The organism is Phormidesmis priestleyi ULC007 (genome assembly GCF_001895925.1).
Classification (GTDB): Bacteria; Cyanobacteriota; Cyanobacteriia; order Leptolyngbyales; family Leptolyngbyaceae; genus Phormidesmis_A; species Phormidesmis_A priestleyi_A.
Window position 1 is genome coordinate 1 of sequence record NZ_MPPI01000015.1, and the last position, 19133, is coordinate 19133.

The 19133-nt window shown below is 46.8% G+C and carries 12 protein-coding genes and 1 pseudogene; 7 read left to right on the top strand and 6 right to left on the bottom strand.

The genetic code is table 11. From position 1 onward, the window contains the following. From BRW63_RS30160 to BRW63_RS14580, 4 genes and pseudogenes are all read left to right on the top strand, one after another. Positions 1–87: pseudogene (locus tag BRW63_RS30160) on the top strand (IS1 family transposase); the annotation flags it as partial. Positions 88–134: 47 nt separating this feature from the next. Further along, a complete protein-coding gene (locus BRW63_RS14570) occupies positions 135–536 on the top strand; it encodes a hypothetical protein (protein WP_073072298.1) in 402 nt (133 codons plus the stop codon). Between the two features lie 451 nt (positions 537–987). After that, positions 988–1404 carry a helix-turn-helix domain-containing protein gene (locus BRW63_RS14575; protein ID WP_073072300.1) on the top strand — a complete coding sequence of 139 codons (417 nt, stop codon included), beginning with the start codon at positions 988–990 and terminating at the stop codon, positions 1402–1404. Further along, positions 1401–1934 (top strand): transposase, encoded by a 534-nt coding sequence (locus BRW63_RS14580; RefSeq protein WP_073072302.1) that lies wholly within the window; start codon positions 1401–1403, stop codon positions 1932–1934. Before BRW63_RS14575 ends, BRW63_RS14580 begins: the two co-directional genes overlap by 4 nt. A gap of 39 nt (positions 1935–1973) precedes the next feature. On the opposite strand, the gene BRW63_RS27690 is transcribed toward BRW63_RS14580, so the two are convergent. Genes BRW63_RS27690 through BRW63_RS14595 form a run of 4 tightly spaced genes read right to left on the bottom strand, consistent with a single transcriptional unit; the run spans position 1974 to position 2842 of the window. After that, the gene (locus BRW63_RS27690; protein WP_073074436.1) at positions 1974–2243 is read right to left on the bottom strand and encodes a transposase; all 270 of its coding nucleotides are present in this window, start codon (positions 2241–2243) and stop codon (positions 1974–1976) included. Further along, a complete protein-coding gene (locus BRW63_RS27695) occupies positions 2243–2539 on the bottom strand; it encodes a hypothetical protein (RefSeq protein ID WP_143162054.1) in 297 nt (98 codons plus the stop codon). Before BRW63_RS27695 ends, BRW63_RS27690 begins: the two co-directional genes overlap by 1 nt. Continuing rightward, positions 2505–2633, bottom strand: a complete 129-nt coding sequence (locus tag BRW63_RS29965; RefSeq protein WP_397428393.1) for a winged helix-turn-helix domain-containing protein — start codon at positions 2631–2633, stop codon at positions 2505–2507. The genes BRW63_RS27695 and BRW63_RS29965 overlap by 35 nt, the downstream gene beginning before the upstream one ends. Next, positions 2603–2842 (bottom strand): hypothetical protein, encoded by a 240-nt coding sequence (locus tag BRW63_RS14595; protein WP_073072306.1) that lies wholly within the window; start codon positions 2840–2842, stop codon positions 2603–2605. Before BRW63_RS14595 ends, BRW63_RS29965 begins: the two co-directional genes overlap by 31 nt. Positions 2843–3045: 203 nt before the next feature. On the opposite strand from BRW63_RS14595, the gene BRW63_RS14600 reads away from it, so the two are divergent. The 3 genes from BRW63_RS14600 to BRW63_RS14610 all read left to right on the top strand — a co-directional run bounded on the left by BRW63_RS14600 (position 3046) and on the right by BRW63_RS14610 (position 13433). Continuing rightward, entirely contained in the window at positions 3046–7644 is a 4599-nt protein-coding gene (locus tag BRW63_RS14600; RefSeq protein ID WP_181314428.1) for a condensation domain-containing protein, read from the top strand. A gap of 17 nt (positions 7645–7661) precedes the next feature. Beyond that, on the top strand, positions 7662–11573 hold the full coding sequence (locus tag BRW63_RS14605) for a non-ribosomal peptide synthetase (RefSeq protein WP_083582956.1): 3912 nt from the start codon (positions 7662–7664) through the stop codon (positions 11571–11573). A 72-nt stretch (positions 11574–11645) separates the two neighbouring features. Further along, positions 11646–13433, top strand: coding sequence for an ABC transporter ATP-binding protein/permease (locus BRW63_RS14610; protein WP_073072311.1), 1788 nt, complete (start codon positions 11646–11648; stop codon positions 13431–13433). 20 nt (positions 13434–13453) lie between these two features. Here BRW63_RS14610 and BRW63_RS28940 read toward each other — a convergent pair whose 3' ends face one another. Together BRW63_RS28940 and BRW63_RS14620 are read right to left on the bottom strand one after the other, a co-directional pair. Beyond that, positions 13454–14008 (bottom strand): hypothetical protein, encoded by a 555-nt coding sequence (locus BRW63_RS28940; RefSeq protein WP_073072313.1) that lies wholly within the window; start codon positions 14006–14008, stop codon positions 13454–13456. A 330-nt stretch (positions 14009–14338) separates the two neighbouring features. Then, the gene (locus BRW63_RS14620; protein WP_073072315.1) at positions 14339–19132 is read right to left on the bottom strand and encodes a non-ribosomal peptide synthetase; all 4794 of its coding nucleotides are present in this window, start codon (positions 19130–19132) and stop codon (positions 14339–14341) included. Between the last annotated feature and the right edge of the window lies 1 nt (position 19133).

Below are 19133 nucleotides of genomic sequence, written 5' to 3' on the forward strand. Positions count from 1 at the left end.
ACGATTTGCTTTTCTAAGTCGATTGTGATGCATGATGGGGTGATTGGACGGTTCATTAATCGCGTCATATTCGGATTCCCCATTTAGACACGAACAACACGTCTAGAACATTACCCAGTGGTCTAGCTTTAACGGTGAACCCCGTTCAAGCAGGTGTCCAAACCATTCAACCCGGACTGACCGCCGTTTCACCCACGGTTCAGTCACCCAGTCTGGCGCGGTTCACGGCTCCTCTGTTCCTCAACGGCTTCTGGCAAGGCAACATTCATGCGGCGGGCGATGATGCTTTGTCCTATCTGACTCTCAAGATGACGGGCAAGGATTCCACCTATCAAGGCACTTGGCAGCTAGAAGGACAGGACGGTCCGTTGCAAAAAGGCAGCCTCAGCGCGACCAAACAAGGCAACACCATCACCCTTAAGCTTGAGAAGTTCAGTGGTAACAAAGCCATTGTGCTCTCGGGAACGACGGGCGCAACCTCAATGACTGGAAAAGTTGTAGATACGAATCTTGTGTTCTCTTTTGTGAAAAGCTAAGCCTGATTTGTAGGCAGGCGAGACTGGACTGGCTGGGTTCAGCGGCGGGTGGACAAAATCAGGAGCAATGCGAACCGCTCTACCGAAGTGCGATTTCAAGTCAACGCTTTGTGATTGAGATCGCACGTTTAATCAGTTGATTTCCAGCCTAATTCGTGGAGGCAACGCCGATTCAATGCGGCAAGCGATCGCTGTAAATTCCGCCTGTGGGGTTCATCCTTTGTTTTGGGTCGATTGGGTTAGGGTAGGAACTAGTTCTCTAAAGCTCTGCCAATGGCTCACTTCAGCGATGCAGTCCTACCCTAACCCAGATAACTAGCGATCTCGGCTCAATGTCTGCTTACCCTATTTCATCCTCTGAGGCAGAGGACTCTTCCTGTCTACTCCCCAGCAGATACAGCAGTTTTCAAGTATGTGTAGTACAGTTAACTAGTCAGTGTCAATAGAAAAAATGCAGCCTTATTCCACCAGCTTCCGAGAAAAAGTTGTGCAAGCCTATCAAGTCGGGAACACCTCAGTTCGGAAGGTGGCGGCTCGATTTGATGTCAGCAAAGCCTTTGTCCAAAAGATGCTAAAACAACAGGAAGTAGCCGGACATCTTACCCCAGGCAAACCGGGCGGAGGCATGAAGGGTAAGCTAGCAGGGCGTGAGGTTCAGTTAGCTGAGATGGTAGAGCAACACCCCGATGCGACGCTGGTAGAATACTGTGAGTACTGGGGAGAAACCCACCAGCAATGGGTCAGTGCCAGTACAATGTGCCGAGCGTTGCAAAAGGCAGAGTTGACGCGAAAAAAAAGACTTTACGCAGCACGCAAGCCGCGGCTGAACGAGTCCAAAAGCTACGCAGCGAGTACTGGGAGCAAGTGAGCCAAGTTGCCCCTGAGAATCTGGTATTTCTCGATGAGATGGGGGTTTTGCTGGGATTGACGCGAACCCATGCGCGCAGTCCTCAAGGCACAAGAGTCTATGACCTCAAGCCGTTTTACCGAGGTGCGAAGGTGACGGTGATTGGGGCAATCTCACTTGATCGCGTGTTGGCGATCATGACCTTAAATGATTCAATGGACGGCAAGGCGTTTGAAGTCTTTATCCGACATTGTTTAGTTCCTCAGCTTTGGTCAGGGGCAGGGGTGGTCATGGATAATCTGCCTGCCCACCAGATCGCTTCCATCAAACCGCTGATTGAGTCAGTCGGAGCCAGCACCCTGAATTTGTCGCCCTACTCCCCAGAGTTTAATCCCATTGAACTTTGGTGGTCACAGCTTAAAGCGTTCTTACGACAGTTCTCTCCCACGACGACCAAAATGGTAGACACGCTCATTGCAACAGCTCTGCATTTGGTTAATCCTGAACACTTACGCAACTGGTTTGCAGACTGTTGTTACTGTACTTCATAAACCTGAAATGTGCTGTATCTACTAATACCGTTTCGCGTTCTAAGTCGTCATTTGGAGATGTGGAAAGTAGGTCATCGAACTGATTTTTTCAGGTAAGTCCATCAGCTCTTTTAAGCCTTTGCAAAGAGTATTGCTGACCGCATCTAGCGTCTCAAAGGCTCGATTGTAGAAATGTTTCTCTCGGATCTCCTCCCAAATATGTTCTGTTGGATTAAGTTCAGGACTGCGAGGCGGTTGAAAAATCAAGCGAATATTCTCAGGAATGAGCAAATCTCCAGAACGATGATAAGAAGCACCATCCACCTGCATCACCACGAAAAATCAGCAAAATCCTCAGCCCCTTGTTCAAGAAACAAATTCACCATAGCGGTGTTAGAAAACGGTGACCCCAATGCGCTCATTCGCCCCAAACTCGGTGCGACTGCCACAAACGCATATAGATTTTCGCGTACCCATTGTTGAGCAGCATCAGGACGGATTCCAGGTGCACACCAAGCTCGCATGACTTGTCCCCGCCGCCCAAATCGACCTTCGTCGGCAGCCAAAATTACCACAGGACGTTCATCCTCACTATCCCGGTCGGCTAGAGCGGTTCGCACCAGCATGGGAAAGTTTTTTAAATGTCTCTTGCGCTTGTTTGTCCCCAGCCGGGTGGTAGGGACGAGGCATCAGTTGACGCCATCCATGCCGTTCCAACAATCGATAAATGTGGGATGCACGCAGTCTTTGACCCGTTGCTCAAAGGCTTGATGAATCGTTTGAATGGTGGTCAACAATCCCTGAGCCGAATCGCTCAGGAAGGGTTCTAAAAACGCGATTTCCTCATCCCAACTGAGATAGTCGTTGCGTCGTCCTCCACGACCTGGGGTTTCCAGCGCTGCGGCACCCCAGGGGACAGGGTTTCTCAAGTAAAGTTTATTGAGAAGCTCTTTGGAATGAGTGCTTAACGGAACGCGAACGAAACACTTCGTTTGTCACTAAAAAGTATTTGCGACACAACCCCATTTCCCCTCTTACCCGACTAAAATATGAGATAAAAATGTATAACCCCTTGCAACAAAATAGAGGGCAGCCATCGGTGCTAAATCTGATCAAGCAGCAACTTATGGTTATGACCCAGCAATTAGATTTGCTACAGCAAATCCAGCATTCATCTGGTTCAGCTAATTGCAGTACTACCTCAACCGAGCGCCATACTGAGTCAAATCCAGGGGAGGAAGCCATTCATATTCCCCCTTCGCCAGGACAGCGCGACCTCTGGTTTTGGTCAAATCTAGGAGCAGATAAATCGTCTGCATACAATCAATCAGTGGTGATGCGATTGCGCGGTGAGTTGCAAATACCACTTCTAAAGGCAGCCATACAGACTGTAGTGGCTCGACGGGACGCTTTGCGAATAATCAGTATCAGTTCAGAAGAGCAAATTATTGCAGCAACCCTACAAATTGAGATTCCTTGCCTAGTTCTGCCTGAAGCATCAGAGAATGTTAAACAACAACAAATTGATGCCTGGTTGGAGGCGGTAACGTCTCAGCCATTCAACTTTAAGGAAGGGCCATTTTTTCGGTTGCAGTTGGCACAGGTGAATCATCGGGATTATCTGATGGTGCTGGTGGCTCATCATTTAATTGCAGATGGATGGTCGATCGAAGTGATCCTGCAAGAAGTTGCTGAATTGTATTCAACTTTATGTGTGGGCAGACAGGCGGATAAACCAAAACCTGTACAGTATCAGAGTTATCTAGACTGGCTGCTAACGCTGCAGACAAGCCAACAACTGGAGCAAGATCACGCCTATTGGTTAGAGGTTTGGAGTACTTCAATCCCAAAGCTCGTCTTACCCAGCGATTTCCTGAAACCCGCCAGAACTTACAACGGCGATCGTCAAACGCTGACGCTGAACAGTGCTGTTTATGAACAGCTAAAGCGGTTCAGTCAGACTCAGGGGACAACCGTGGTGATGACACTTCTGGCTGCCTGGACGGTCTTTTTATCCCGGCTGACGGGACAGGAACAATTGGTTGTAGGTATTCCGACGGCGGGACAACTGCTAATGGGAGCCAGAGATTTGGTGGGACACTGTAGTTCGCTGTTGCCGATCGTCAGCAACCCACGCTGGGATCTGGAATTTACTGAGTTTCTGGCATCTGTCAAAAAAACCTTGTTTGATGCCCACGAACACCAGCGCTACTTTTTCATCGACCGGCTCAGTCAGGTACACCCGCAGTCCGTCACTGCCCCTCAGGTGACAACCCTGTTTAATATTGACAAGATGATGGACATCCCAAAACTGCATGGGCTGGATGTAGCGTTAATGCCAAGCCCAGTCCATTTTGCAAAATTTGATCTCAGCTTGAACAGTATTCAGCATGACGATCAATTTGTTTTAGATTTTACCTACCGCACCGACTTATTTGATCCTCAAACTATCCGTCACTGGTGTCATGCTTTTCTCACATTGTTAGCAGGTATCCTGGCTTCTCCTGAAAGTCGATTATATCAACTGCCCTTGGTTTTACCTGAAGACCATCAAACGTTCTTTTCAGATGTTGATTCAGTGCAAGATGTTGAGCCAATTCATCAGCAGTTTGAGCGCCAGGTGAGTCAGAACCCTGATGCGATCGCGGTTACAGTTGGGGATGAATCTATTTCCTATACAGTGTTAAATTACCGAGCAAATCAACTAGCACGGTATCTAAAGGCTCAGGAAGCTGCACAATCACACGTTACAGTGTATCTGCAACATCCCATCCAACTCGCGATCGCAGTGTTGGCGCTATTCAAGGGTGGAATGAGTGTAACTTTGATTAATCCTGGGCTTAGTGCAGAGGCAATCCGGATGGCAACGGATGAATGGGTTGAGGGTTTGCTCTTGACCGAGGCATCATTGATCACGGCTTTAACCGAGGGCAAGTCACATTCAGGCACTCATTTAGTCGCTATTGATGATGATTGGTCAATAATTTCAACCCATAGTAGTGAAAATCTCCAGCCTATTAATTCAGAAGGTTATATTGACTTCTTGTACGCAACGGCATCTACTGAGATTGATCGCCTGCAACTGAGTTATCTTGCTGTTTGCCGTCACATTGCAGGTCTGCAAAAACTGCTTCCTCACACGAGCCGCGATCGCATCTCCATCTTCAACCAGTTTGAGAGAGAAGATTTTGCCATTTTTGACTTTTTGTTATCGAGTTTGACAGTTGGCGCGTCTCTTAACGTCATCGCTTGGCAACAGATCTCTGATTCGGAAAACCTGGCTGCTTTTGCAGACAAAACCAGCACTATGATCGTGGCATCTTTGACAGACATGGTTGCATTGGCAAGGGCATTTTCAGTTAACCCAAAATTACTAATGGTAAGTAAGCCGCAGCAGTGGGTTATTTTTGACCAGGGCAAATTGGGATACGGATTAGTCAAGCAACTCTCTCAATGTCTGGATTGTCTGGGTCAACCTGTTGAGCTTTATTGGGTCTACAAACTTCCTGTCCTATCCTTAGTGGGGGCGGTCAAGCAACTGGTATCCCTCCCAGAGGAGCCGCAGGGCAACAGTCAAGCCGTTCCTCTAGGACATCCGATCGCTCAACTGGGGTTCTCCGTGCGCGATGCCTACGACCAAATTTTACCTGTAGGCATACCCGGGAAACTCTGTGTGGAATATCCCTCAGGGATGGCCATCCCAACAGGCGACAAGGCTCGTCTGCGCTTCGATCGCGGTATCGAAATTTGTGGCGATAAGGCGACCTCTCCCAGGGAAATTGAACTGACCCTTAGTCTATGTTCTGGGGTCAAAGAGGTTGTTGTTAGAGAAAGTCAGCCTCAAGGTGCTGATGCCGCGATCGAATTTCGTGTATACGTAGTCCTGACAAAAGCCGAGGGGCATGATCTTCAGAAAGTTGAGCAATTATTGAACAGCTTATTGTCTATCCCTGAGAGTTTTAGGTTGATTCAGGTGGAAACAATCCCACGGACTGCGTCCGGAGTGGTTGACTATTCAGCCTTGAGCGAGATACCAGGAGTGTCATTAACAGGGGTCGATTTTGTCGCTCCTGGGAATTCCACAGAAAAGGCGATCGCTCACTATATCCAACAGACGCTGGGAAAACCGTTGGTTAGTGTAGATGACAATTTTTTTGATTTAGGTTTATCAAGTTTGCAAGGAACTCAACTGATCTCCAGAATCCAGGCAGAATTAGCGGTAGACATCAGTCTGCGCGATTTATTTGAAGCACCGAACATTGCGAGTTTGGCAACCCGAATTAAAGATCGAACCACTCCACCGTTGCCGCTAATGCAGCCCCTACCAGAACCTGCTGATGCAGCAGGAATGCAGCCCCCCTTTCGAGATTATGACCTTTCCCCTGCCCAGCGCAGCCTCTGGCTTCATGCCCAACTGGACGAGAGTGAGATCGCCTATAACCTGTCTACGTCCTTACTGTTGGAGGGAGATTTAGAGATTACAGCTTTACAGCGATCGTTTCAGTCCATCGTCGCCCGCTATGAATCCTTGAGAACCACCTTTGTTCTGGTAGAGGAGGAACCCAGGCAACGGGTGCATGAGACGATGCCTGTTCCCCAAACCGACCTTGACCTCTCGGAAGCTGAGAATTCCCTGGAACTCGCTGGCAAGTATGGCTGGGAGGAAGCTCAGAAACCCTTTGATCTGGCTCAGGGACCGCTCCTGCGAACCCTGTTACTCAAACTGTCCGATACCCGACACATTCTGTTATTTACCACTCATCACCTTATTATTGATGGCTGGTCGCTCGATATTCTGGGGCGGGAACTCTTTAACTACTATGCCACCTATCGATCGGGTCAGAACTACCAGCCCTCCCCTTTAAGCATCCAGTACAAAGACTATGCCGCTTGGCACAATGCTCTCCTGCAAACCGATCGCTTAGTCAAACAACGGGCTTACTGGCACAATAAACTCTTGGGATCGCAACCTGCACTCAATTTACCAACGGATTTTCCTCGCCCATCCGTGCCCACATTCAAAGGCAGTGTGATGACTTTCACCTTCGATCCCGGACAAACCGCTGCCTTAAATCGCCTCAGTCGCAACTATGGTGCCAGCCTATACATGCTCCTAGTCACGGCGGTCAAAACCCTACTGTATCGGATCACTCAACAGACGGATATAATTGTTGGCACGACCTTTGCCGATCGCCCTCATCCTGATTTAGAGGAGCAGATTGGCTGTTTCATCAATCCGCTGATTCTGCGGGATATAATTGCCGTTAATCAAAGCTTTGTGTCGCTTTTGCATCAGGTCAGGCAAACGATCCTGGAAGCGCTGGAGAACACTTTGTATCCCTTCGATCTGCTGGTTAACGAACTGCAACAGCGGGATCTCAGCTTACAGGGATCGTCTCTGTTTGAAGTGCAAGTTGTAATGCACAACCATCCCCAAACGTATACCCAGGGAGATGGGCTGAAGGTGTCAATCGTTGAGAATATTGTACTGGCTAGCCGATTTGATTTAATCTTCAACTTTATCGAAAACGATGACCAACTGCAACTGGATATTGAATACAAAACGGATTTGTGGAAGCTTGAACGGATTGAGGTGATGAAAAACCGATTTTATGCCCTGGTCATAGATATCCTTGCCCATCCCCACCAGACACTGGATAATCTCAACATTCAGACTGCTTACGAAGAGTCAGCCGAAGAACCAGAACTGTTGTTTGATCTTGATTTTTAGGGAGTGATGAGCTTGCTATGGACATGGATATTCGCAGGGTTATTTCCGAAGATTTTTGGATCGACCAATTAAGAGGATTTGAGCCGCACGGGTTTATCCCCCTGAACCGCCAGCAGGATATCTCAGGCTCTACCCAGTCACACGTATCATCCTTTCCCCAACCGATTCGCGATCGATTAAATGAGGTCACGAAAGGAATACCAACTAATGCTTATGTGTTAATGGCGGCAGCCGTCGCGATTCTCCTGTCCAGATACATGAACACTCAGGATATCCTCATCGTTACGCCCAGGCTCCAAGTATCGCAAACAACCGGAAATCCTCACGCAGGCATCCTGTTTCTCAGACTTCCAGTGGTCAAAGACGGAACCATCCGAAATTTGCTCCAGATCATTCAGACTACCGTCACTCGTGCGCACAAACATCAAGACTATGACCTTGAGGCATTACTGCGGCGATTGGGTGCAGAGGGTCGCAATCCAGATGCTTTGTTCCAGGTTGGGTTTAGCTACTCGGCACTGAATCAAAATCATTCGTTTGACGACAAGTTAACCCTGCGATTTCAGATTGAGGAATCCCAGATTGGAGAATCCCAGAAGCAATACACTCTAGCGATCTCCTACAATGATGAAATTTTCAACGAGGCATTCATCAACCAAATAGCTGCTCACCTGTTGCGAATTTTAGCGTGTGTTGTGTGGCATCCCGATCGGGCGATCTCAGCCGTCGAACTGTTATCTGAGGCGGAACGGAATACACTCTTAGAAACCGTCAACGCCACTCAAACATCCTATCCTCAGCAAAAGCCAGTGATTGATTGGTTTGAGGAGCAAGTTGAGCGTAGCCCAGACGCAATCGCCATTGTTTGTGAACAGTGCTCTCTGACCTATCGAGATTTAAACCAACAGGCTAATCAGGTCGCCGCTTATCTCCAAACTCAAGGAGTGGAGCCAGAACATCGAGTTGGGTTACTCCTGACCCGCTCAGAGTATTTGATCATCGCCATCCTGGGGGTGTTGAAAGCTGGGGGCGCTTACCTGCCCATCGAACCGGAATTTCCCCTGGAACGTATTCGCTATATGGTTGCCGATAGTGATTGCCGAATTATTTTGAGCGAAGCCAGTCAGCAGAATAAGTGGGCTGTGGGGGCAGTGCAAGTGACAGACATCCGGGAACTTCCCCTGGCACCTGCAACCCATCTCACCCGATCGGGCGATCCCCACCAATTAGCCTATCTGATGTATACCTCTGGCTCTACGGGTTTACCGAAAGGAGTGGCGATCGAACACCGCAGCTTAATGAACTACCTTTACTGGGCCAGCGAATACTACTTTGAGCAAAACCCTGACCGCGGCAATATGGCTTTGTTTACCTCACCCGCCTTTGACTTGACAGTAACGACCATCTTCCTGCCCCTCTTACGGGGAAAAAAGTTATATATCTATCCAGATAATTCACCCGAAGTCGTTTTAGAAACTTGTTTTCGAGAGGATAGTGAAATCGATGCGATTAAGTTAACGCCTTCTCATATCCAAATCCTGAACTATATTCCAGTTACCCCCAGCAATATCGAAGTGGTGATTGTGGGGGGTGAGGAATTAAAACCAACGCACATTCAGTTACTAAAAGAGCGCAACAACTCCATACGAATCTACAACGAGTATGGCCCGACAGAAGCAACGGTAGGATGTACGATCGTGGAAGCTAATCCCGAAAAAATTACCATTGGCACCGCGATCGCCAATAGCCAAATCTATATCTTAGATGAAGACTGTCAACTTCAGCCTCTGGGAGTAGCAGGGGAAATTTGCATTGGTGGAAATGGCTTGGCAAGAGGGTATTGGAACCGGGAAGAACTGACACAAGAACGATTTATTGTCCATCCGTTTTATCCAGGAAAGCGAGTTTACCGGACTGGAGATTTAGGGCGGTGGTTGGACACGTTGGAGTTGGAATATCTGGGACGAAAAGACAGTCAGGTGAAAATCCGAGGCTATCGGATTGAATTGCAAGAAATTGAGCAGCAACTTTTAGCATTTAGCCAGATTCATGATGTTGCAGTGGTGACGAATGATTCCTCAACAGATCCGGAATTGATTGCTTATGTTGTAGGTTCAGGAGAACTGAATCTGGAGCAGGTGCGATGCCAGTTAAGTGAAAAATTACCTGCTTATATGATTCCCCAACAGATGATCCGTCTAGAGCGGTTGCCCCTAACCGCGAATGGTAAACTCGCTTGGCGATCGCTTCCCAAGCCTGAACAACTCAAGCCGTCTTCCACCCCGGACTATGTTGCACCCCGCGATCAACTGGAAGCGCAACTGGTAGAGATTGGAGCTGAAGTGCTCAAGCAAGACAGAATCGGCATTAACGATAACTTACTTACCCTGGGAGCCAATAGTTTAAAGATCATTCAAATTGTCGCTCGCGTGCGTCATCGCTTAGGCGTGGATCTCAACTTAAAAGAAGTCTTTGCCAACCTCAGGATGAGAGAAATCGCTGAACTAGTGCGCGTCAAGCAACCACTGCAACTACCTCCCATTGAGCTAGTAACCCCCGCAGAACATTATGCTCTTTCTCAGTCTCAACGGCAGTTTTGGACATCAGCGCAGATAGGTGCGGCGATCGCCTACAATATCCCTGGGGCTGTCGTGTTAGAAGGTTCCCTGAATCGGCAAGCCCTGCTGAAAGCATTTCGTTCCTTGGTTGAACGGCATGAAGTCTTGCGAACGACGTTTATCTGCGTCGATGGTGAACCCAGACAGTGGATTAGCCCGGATAGCAATTTTTGGTTAGAAGAGCGTAATTTGACTGGGGAGGCAGAACCATTCAAGAGCGCCCGATCGTGGATAGAGAAAGCAGCCACGCTACCGTTTGACCTGGAAAAAGAAACGCTGTTGCGCGTGTATCTGTGGCAATTAGCACCCATGCGGCATCTGTTGTTGATCAACACCCACCACATTATTTTTGATGGTTGGTCTATTGGATTGCTGTTGCAAGAGTTGACTACGTTGTATGAAGCCTATCAAAATGGGCAAGACAATCCACTGCAACCTCTGGAATTTCAATATAAGGATTATGCAACTTGGCAGAATACCTTCTTGAATAGTCACCAGGCGCGGGTGCATCAAGCCTATTGGCAACAAAAGTTACAAGACCTTCGCCCCTTAGATTTGCCTACCGACTATCCGAGATCGACCCTGCAAACGTTTCAAGGAGCCGTTATACCCTTGAACCTGTCTACCCAATTAGTCAAGATGCTGGAGGAATTTAGCAAGCAACACGAAGTCAGTCAGTTCGCGATCGTTCTAGCGGTGATCAAGGCGTTGCTGCATCGTTATACGAGCAAAGCAGATATTATTGTGGCCACCCCTGTTTCCGAGCGAACTCAAGCAGATTGGGAAACTCAAATTGGTCTTTATCTCAATACCGTTGTGTTGAGAGATCATGTTAGCGGACAAGACCGATTTGTCGATTTGCTGCAACGAGTAAAACAGACGGCTCTAGACGCTTTCATACACCAGATTTATCCCTTCAATAAATTGGTACAGGAGTTACCGATTCAGCGAGATCTGAGCCACAATCCTGTGTTTGATGTTGGGTATACCTGGATGGATGAAATTGGTTCTCAGATCGAGCAAATCATCCTTTCTCACATCAAGGTTACCCAAATTCCTCTGGAGCATGAGCAAAAGACCGCCGTCACGGATTTATGGTTTTATTTTGAAAGCCGTGGTGATTGCATTGCAGGTTACTTGACCTACAATTGCAATTTGTTTCGGGAAGAAACAGCCCATTTTATCAACCAGGCATTGATTAAAATCCTGGAGCAAGTACTTAACAATCCAGAGCTAGAAATTAACGTACTGAACCTTGCAGATGAGGTCGAAATGACTAAAGCGCAAATCACTGTGGAGCTAAATTTATAGGGGTAAGGAGGGAAGGGATAAGGAGAGAAGAGGGAAGAAAACAGAGGGAAGAAAACAGGAGAGAGGAAAAGGATGAATGTATTTGAAAGTGAGTTCTGGCAGCAATTTTTAGCCATAGCTAAACCTTACTGGTATCCATTCAACAAAGAGGTCGATGAAGCGGGCAATGAAGTTGTCAATAGACTAGATAATGAAGCGAGTAGGAGCTTTCTAGAACTGTTGTGGTCTTGGTCGATTTTGGCTCTACTGCTGTTTTTGCTGGTTTTGTTCAATGTCATCAATGCCTACGGTAGCTATGTCAATAGAGATTTGATAGATGTACTTGAACAGAAGGATTTTACAACCTTCTTTGTCCTGTTGTTGATTTATGCCAGTCTGTTTTTAGCGATGACACCAATTCTGGCTTTTTCTCAATACTTAAGAAAAATCCTCGCGCTTGACTGGTATAAATCGCTTACTAATTACATCTCAAACAAGTATTTTCAGGATCGGTCTTATTATCAAATTAATTTTCAGTCGGAAATTGAAAATCCCGATCAGCGGATATCCCAGGAAATTGAGCCAATTCCCAGCATGACCCTCGAAATTGCGATCGTGGTGATTGCCAAAGTTATTGAGATCATTGCATTTCTGGGAATTATTTGGTCAATTTTTCCCTTAGCCGCGCTGGGGCTGATTGCTTATTCCATCTTGGGTAACGTTTTCATCATTTTTCTGAGTCAACAAATGACGAAGATTGATGCCGACAAACTTGAAAGCGAAGCCAACTACAGCTATTGCCTAACTCATTTTCGCAACAATGCTGAATCGATTGCTTTTTTTCAAGGCGAAGCCCAGGAAGCGCGGTTAATCAATCAGAAATTTACTAACGTGATTCAAAATTCTGAGAGTTTGATTGGTTCGCAGCAGAGTCTAGAATTATTTGCGATCGGCTATCAGTCTTTTCTCTATGTATTTCCGTTTGTGACGGTAGCACCCTTATATTTTTACGGTCAGATTGAATTAGGAGAAGTGTCTCAAGCCAGCATTGCTTGTGCTCAGTATGCGGGTGCGCTATCAGTGATTGTGCAACAATTTGGTAATTTAGGTCAATTTGTGACTCTTGCGAATCGTTTATCTGCTTTCTTAGATACTTTAGACGCAACCAAGAGCCAACAGCAACCAGTCAGTACAATTGAAACGGTGGAAGCAGACCGTCTCGCGCTCGAAAATGTCAGCCTGCAAACTCCCAACTATGAGCGGGTTTTAATCCAAGATTTGTCAGTCTCAGTGACTCCTGGGGTGGGATTACTGATCGTCGGCCCTAGTGGCTGTGGCAAAAGTTCGCTGTTACGGGCGATCGCGGGGTTATGGAATGCAGGTACAGGTCGTCTGCTGCGGCCAAACCTGGAAGAGATATTATTTTTGCCTCAACGCCCTTACATGATTTTGGGAACCCTGCGCCAGCAGCTTTTATACCCGAATAGAAATCGTCAAGGGGTTACAGATCCGGAACTGGAACAAGTTCTGCAACAAGTCAACCTTCAAGACCTGCCTGCAAGAGTCGGTGGTTTTGATGCCGAAGCCTACTGGGAAAATGTTTTGTCTTTAGGCGAGCAACAGCGCCTCGCCTTTGCACGAACCCTGGTCACTCGGCCTCGTTATATCATTTTAGATGAGGCAACGAGCGCCCTGGATTTAAACAACGAGGATAGTCTCTATCAGCAGTTGCGCCAAACAGGAACAACCTTTATCAGTGTGGGACATCGACAAAGTTTGGTGAACTATCATCAGTTCGTTTTGGAACTCTCACGAGATACTAGCTGGCGGCTGCTTCCAGTGGAAGATTACCAAAGCAACGCCAGCACTTGGGAATCGTGAACATCGCCTCCTGCCATTTTCTAACTAGATACGGGCCTGTCAGGGCCAGGAAATCCTGGGGGTGTGTGGACTGGGATATCCGCTCCGATTCGCCCCATAATTGTTAAGCCCGTAGTCGCCAGTACCACTGAAATGTGGAATATCTTACCGGGATCAATTTTGCCAGTCTTCTGCAACTCGTCGAGTAAATCGATAAGGGTTGGGGAGATGGCTACGACAGCGGTGGAAACGGCACCCCAGAAAGTTTTGCTTTCAAAGATGCTTTTAGCCTGAGTTGGATCCGCTGGCTTGTCAGGACCAGGCAAACCAGCGGGTGTGTAGACTGGAGTTTCCGCCTCTATCCGGCCCATGATGGTGATGCCTGTAGTGGCCAGCAAAATTGGAATTTTGAGCATGGTGAAAGGAGAAATTTTCCCCGTCCTGAGCAACTCGTCCAGTAGGCTGGTGATGGCCGGGGCGATCGCGACGGCAGCGCTCGAAATGGCTCCCCAAAAGGTTTCGCTTTCAAAGATACTCTTGGCTTCAGGAGCAGCGGCAGCAGGTAGGCTTGGCAATGGTTCAGAGGGGTTTTGCATAAAAATCCTTCCACTAAATTGTCAATTTTATTTTATTTTACATCAAGGGTTTTAGAGGTTTATATAGCAATCCTAAATGAATTGTGGGATGGGCATCTTGCCCGTACAGGCTAGAAGCCTGCCCCACTTTCACAACTGAAATAGGATTGCTATAGCAATTTTTCTTGCACTTTATCAGGTCTCGATCCTCTTGAAAACTAGGTACTTCAATCTCGTAGAGGGTAGATTCCCCGCCCCTTGGGGCGTAAGTGTCTAATTAAAAAAGGGCTGTTTGATACCCCGTCCGCTTGCGGCGGAGTCGTTCATTGATACTGCTTAAGAACTACATTGTTAATTCTGGAGAGTCTGCTCCAGAATTTCATTCATCACGTGGGCGTTATGGTATAAGTATTCATTGACGAGCATATCCCCGTGATTGCCCAAGCCCTCGTAAACCGATACCTTCCCTGTAGTGATGTTAACCCAGCTATCCAGGTTATTGGAGATTGGCTGATTCTCTTGCGAACAAATCAAATGAATATTGGCTGCTATTTGTCCATTATTGATGACATGATTTGAGTAGCGCAGGTAAGCCGTCATTTTCGTCCTGAGTTTCTCTTTGAAGTGTGGGTTGTTGAACAACTGGTTTAAATCTTTGTCTTCTTGAACAAACGTAGAGTAGTAGCCGATTTCTGCATCAACTTGCTCTTGAATCATCGCCTCGCTGTCATTGCGTTGGCAAAATCGGGGCACGGAATCCAACATAATGATGTCTGAAACGTGACGATCGCGTTGCTCTAATCCTTTTGCTAATTCAAAAGCCAAATTACCGCCGCCACAATACCCCAATAAGACGTAGGAACCCTCCGGTTGCGCCTTTTCCAGCAATTCTATGTAGCGGGCGACAGGATTGTTGTCTTCAATAAAGTCTAAGCCGTAGACTGAGTGAAACTTAAGCTGTTGAGCCAGTCCCTTAAACGCGATTCCATAACCCAACACAGTGGGTAAAGCAAAGAGGGGTTTCTCGCGTTCGGTACTGAGCAAGATCATCTGTTCTTTGCCAATAATGATATTCTGATCAGGCCCGATCGTGGCGATATAGCTACCGAGATAGTTACCGAGGGTGCGAATTGTGGAAAATTCAAAGACAGACTTGAGGGCGATTTCGATGCCCAGAGATTTGCGAATTCGGGAAAGCAGCGTCAATGCCTTTAAACTGTGACCGCCAAGCACAAAGAAATCATCGTCCACCCCTATACTTTTAACACCCAGTAAATCCTGCCAAATCTCAGCTAAAACTTTTTCTACACGGCTCCTGGGCAGTTCATAGGCTTGATTTTGCTTCCCAGTGAGTCCTGCTTGTTGCAACAGAGCTTTGCGGTCAAGTTTGCCGTTATGAGTTAAGGGGAACTGATCTACTAATTGGAAATCACTTGGAATTAGGTATTGTGGTAGTTGGTCGTCAAGAAAAGCCCGAATACTCTTGACTAACGTTTCCACCTGTCCCCACTGCTCCGCTGCTTTCTCCTGCTGAGATTGGGTAGCCGTGTTGGACATTTGGCTTTGGACTCTATGTCCATAGATTTTATAAAGGTTGGTGCCTTTGAGGAGGTTGTCTTGGGCAACCTGAACTTGAAATCCGTATCTGGCTAAACGGGCTTTAACGTGTTCTAACCGCCCGTCGATGTCGTGAACTTCCACAATCAGTTGCTTAATTTTTTGCCAGTCCTCTGCATCAATACCATCCAGAACATCTAGTTCACTTTTTTCAACATCAATCTTCAACAGATCGACGTGACTGATATCTAACTCTCGCAGAACTGAGGATAGCCGTCTGAGATGAACAGTTTGGGAAAGAGATCGCATGCTGTCATCCAGTTCCTCTTCGGTTGAGAGTACTCCATTTGACCCTTTGACTTTCTCGTTGTTCAGGATAAATGATGACACGATTGTTCGATCGTCCTCAGTATCCCCATATCGACCTGACATCACAGTATTCGTGGGGTAATACGTAAACGTTTGCTGAGTTTCTTCACAGGAGAGGCTAAAGGGATAGCAATGAATCTTTTCACCATAAAGGATAGAGTTTTTACTCAAGGTTGCATAGACTGGAGGAATCGGTTCAAAAGCGTAAATTTGTGCTTCGGGATACTGCTGATGGATTAACAGTGAAAACATACCAATGTTGGCTCCCACATCGAAAACAATGTCACCATTGCTAACGGTAATTCCATGTGCCAGGTAATTCTCTTCCTCAAAGATCTCCTGATATAGGTAATCGATTTCTTTCCGATTCATGCCAAACATCTGTAAGCCATTGGGCAACGAGTGTAACTGATTTTGAAGATTGGGATCCTCTGCGATCAGCCTAACTAACCGTCGTAGCAGGGGTGCCCGTCCAGAATCAGGGATGAGATAAGCCTTTAATTCCTGCTCCTGGTCTGGGAGTTCACGGGTCGCCACAACCGCCTCTTCAACGCCGGGGTGCTGCTTGAGCAAACCCTCCACTTCACCCAACTCTACGCGGTGTCCTCTAATTTTCACCTGATCGTCTTTTCGACCCAGGTAGATCATTGTTCCAGTTTCCAACCATTTGCCCAAATCTCCTGAGCGGTAAAGCTTACTGGTTGGCTCTAGGGGATGTGCAATAAATTTTGCTGCACTCAAGGCAGGGTTTGTCCAATAACCATCGGCTAAACAGGAACCCGCAATATAAATTTCACCCACACAGCCAATCGGGACAGGCTGAAGATGACTATTGAGAATGTAGACTCTGGTATTGTCTATGGGTTGACCGATCGTGATGTGATCTGGTTCTGTTACTCGATCGACAATACATCCGACAGTTGCTTCTGCTGGGCCATATTCGTTATAGATTTCCATATTCGGATTGAGAGCCAGTAATGTTTCGACTTGCTCTTTTTTCAACTCCTCGCCACCCACAATGGCTAATTGAATCGCAGTTTGCTTTGCTTCTAATTGTTTTAAGGCTGAAATATGAGCGGGTGTCAGTTTGATAGTATCGATTTGGTTTTCCAGGTCGATAATCTGTCTGAGGGTTTGGTCAATTTCTTCTCTGTCCACTACTACGACTGTCTTGCCGAGAACCAAAGGACAGAAGAGACTGGTGATCGTTAGATCGAAAGCCGGAGAGGTAAACAGGGGCATGGTTCCCAAATTTCGCCCCCGGAAGTAGAAATTGGCACACCACTGAATGTAGTTAAAGAGACTGGAATGATTGACTGCGATGCCTTTTGGGTTGCCAGTTGAACCCGATGTAAAGATGATATAAGCCAGGTCGGCCGGGGATGGCAAATGGTTTGTTGAAAGTGGTTCAAGCAGATCTAGATTTTCGATGACAACCACGGTGCCAGAAAAGTTTTTCAGTTCGGTACTGAATCTCTCATCGACGATCGCGACTTTGCTCCCAGATTCGCTGATCATTGCCAGATTTCGTTCTATGGGGGCTTTCGGATCCAGGGCCATAAATCCGCATCCCGCTTTGATCACAGCCAGTACCGCAATCACGAATTGTTCGGACGGCGAAAGCAGAATTGCGATCGGTTCACCGGGTTGCACCTGGGTTTGTGTCATCAGGTAAGCTGCGATTTTGTCAGCGGTGATACCCAGTTCCCGATAGCTGAGTTTTTTGTCAGCAAACTGTACGGCTATTGCATCTGGAGTGTGATTGGTCTGTTGTTCAATCAAGTCAACGATGGTTTTTTCTGGCTCACGAACCGTTTTAGTCGCATTAAATTCTGATAGTAGCAGGTGGCTTTCGCGATCGCTCAGGAGTTGAATATCAGCGATCGCAATTTCCGGGAATTGCAGCACCGCTTTGATGATATTGCTCAGATGGCTCTCAAGGCGTTGGAGATAAGCCGGACTAAAAACGTTTGCATTGTATAAAAACCGGAATTGGAGTTGATTTCCTGGAGTTACAACTACCGAGAAGTCATAATTGCTTTGTTCTACAACCTGAACTTTTTCAATTGTAAATCCATAATGAGTCGTTTCTAATGCTTCACGTACGCGATCGTGGGCAGGATAGTTTTGAAAGACAATCAGATGGTCAATCAGGCTCGACCGATGCTCACTCAATGCCTGGATATCTGCTAATGAATAATAGCTGTGTTCCATGCTGGCGATCGCATCGTTTTGAATCTGCTCCATTAATTGAGCAAATGTTAATTGCGATGTCAAACGAACCCGCACCGGAACCGTATTGATGAACAAACCAAGCATCTGCTCAATGCCCCTAATTTCAGGAGGGCGACCCGATATTGTAGAGCCAAAAATAACGTCATCAGCATCATGATAGTGGGCTAACAAGACTGCCCACATACTTTGAACTAGACTGTTCAGAGTAACCTGATATTGACGAGCCAACTGCTCTAACTGGCTGGTCGATTGTTCGTCTAGCGTAAAAGTAAATGTAGATAATTGATACCCCGTTGCTGCAAACTGACTTCTTGGCATCCTCACTGGATCGGTATACCCCTGCAAATACTGCTTCCAGTACTGCTGTGCCGCCTCGGTATTTTGCTGTTTTAACCAGCGAATAAAGTCGCTATAAGGTGGGGCACTACCAGGATTTGGACGCTTACCATCAACGAGTGCCTTATAGGTGTCAATGAGTTGTCCTAGCATCAGACCAGAAGACCACCCATCTAAAAGAATGTGATGATACGTCCAGACGATTTCATAAGCATCGGGGTGCGTCTGAAAAACCGCAACCCGCATCAGTAAATCTCGATCTAACTTAAATCCTGTTTTTCGGTCTTTCTGTTGATAGGTTTTCAAAAAATCTTCTTGTTGTTTCCCTGTCAGATGCTGAATATCTTCATAGTGAAAAATTATCTGGCATTCCCTTAAAACCATTTGTAAGGGTTGGGACGCTTTTTGAGGAATTAGAATAGTTCTAAAAATGTCATTTTGTTTAAACAGCTCGTTCCAACTTTTCTCAAACAGATCAATATGAAAATCACCCGTAATTGAACAGAAAATCTGCTCTAGAAAAGTACCCAGACTTTCGTCGTAGAGCGAATGAAACAGCATTCCCGCTTGCATGGGAGTCAATGGATACAAATCCTTTAAATTTTCCTTACCTGTGCTGACACTTTGAACTTTACCTTGATTATTCATC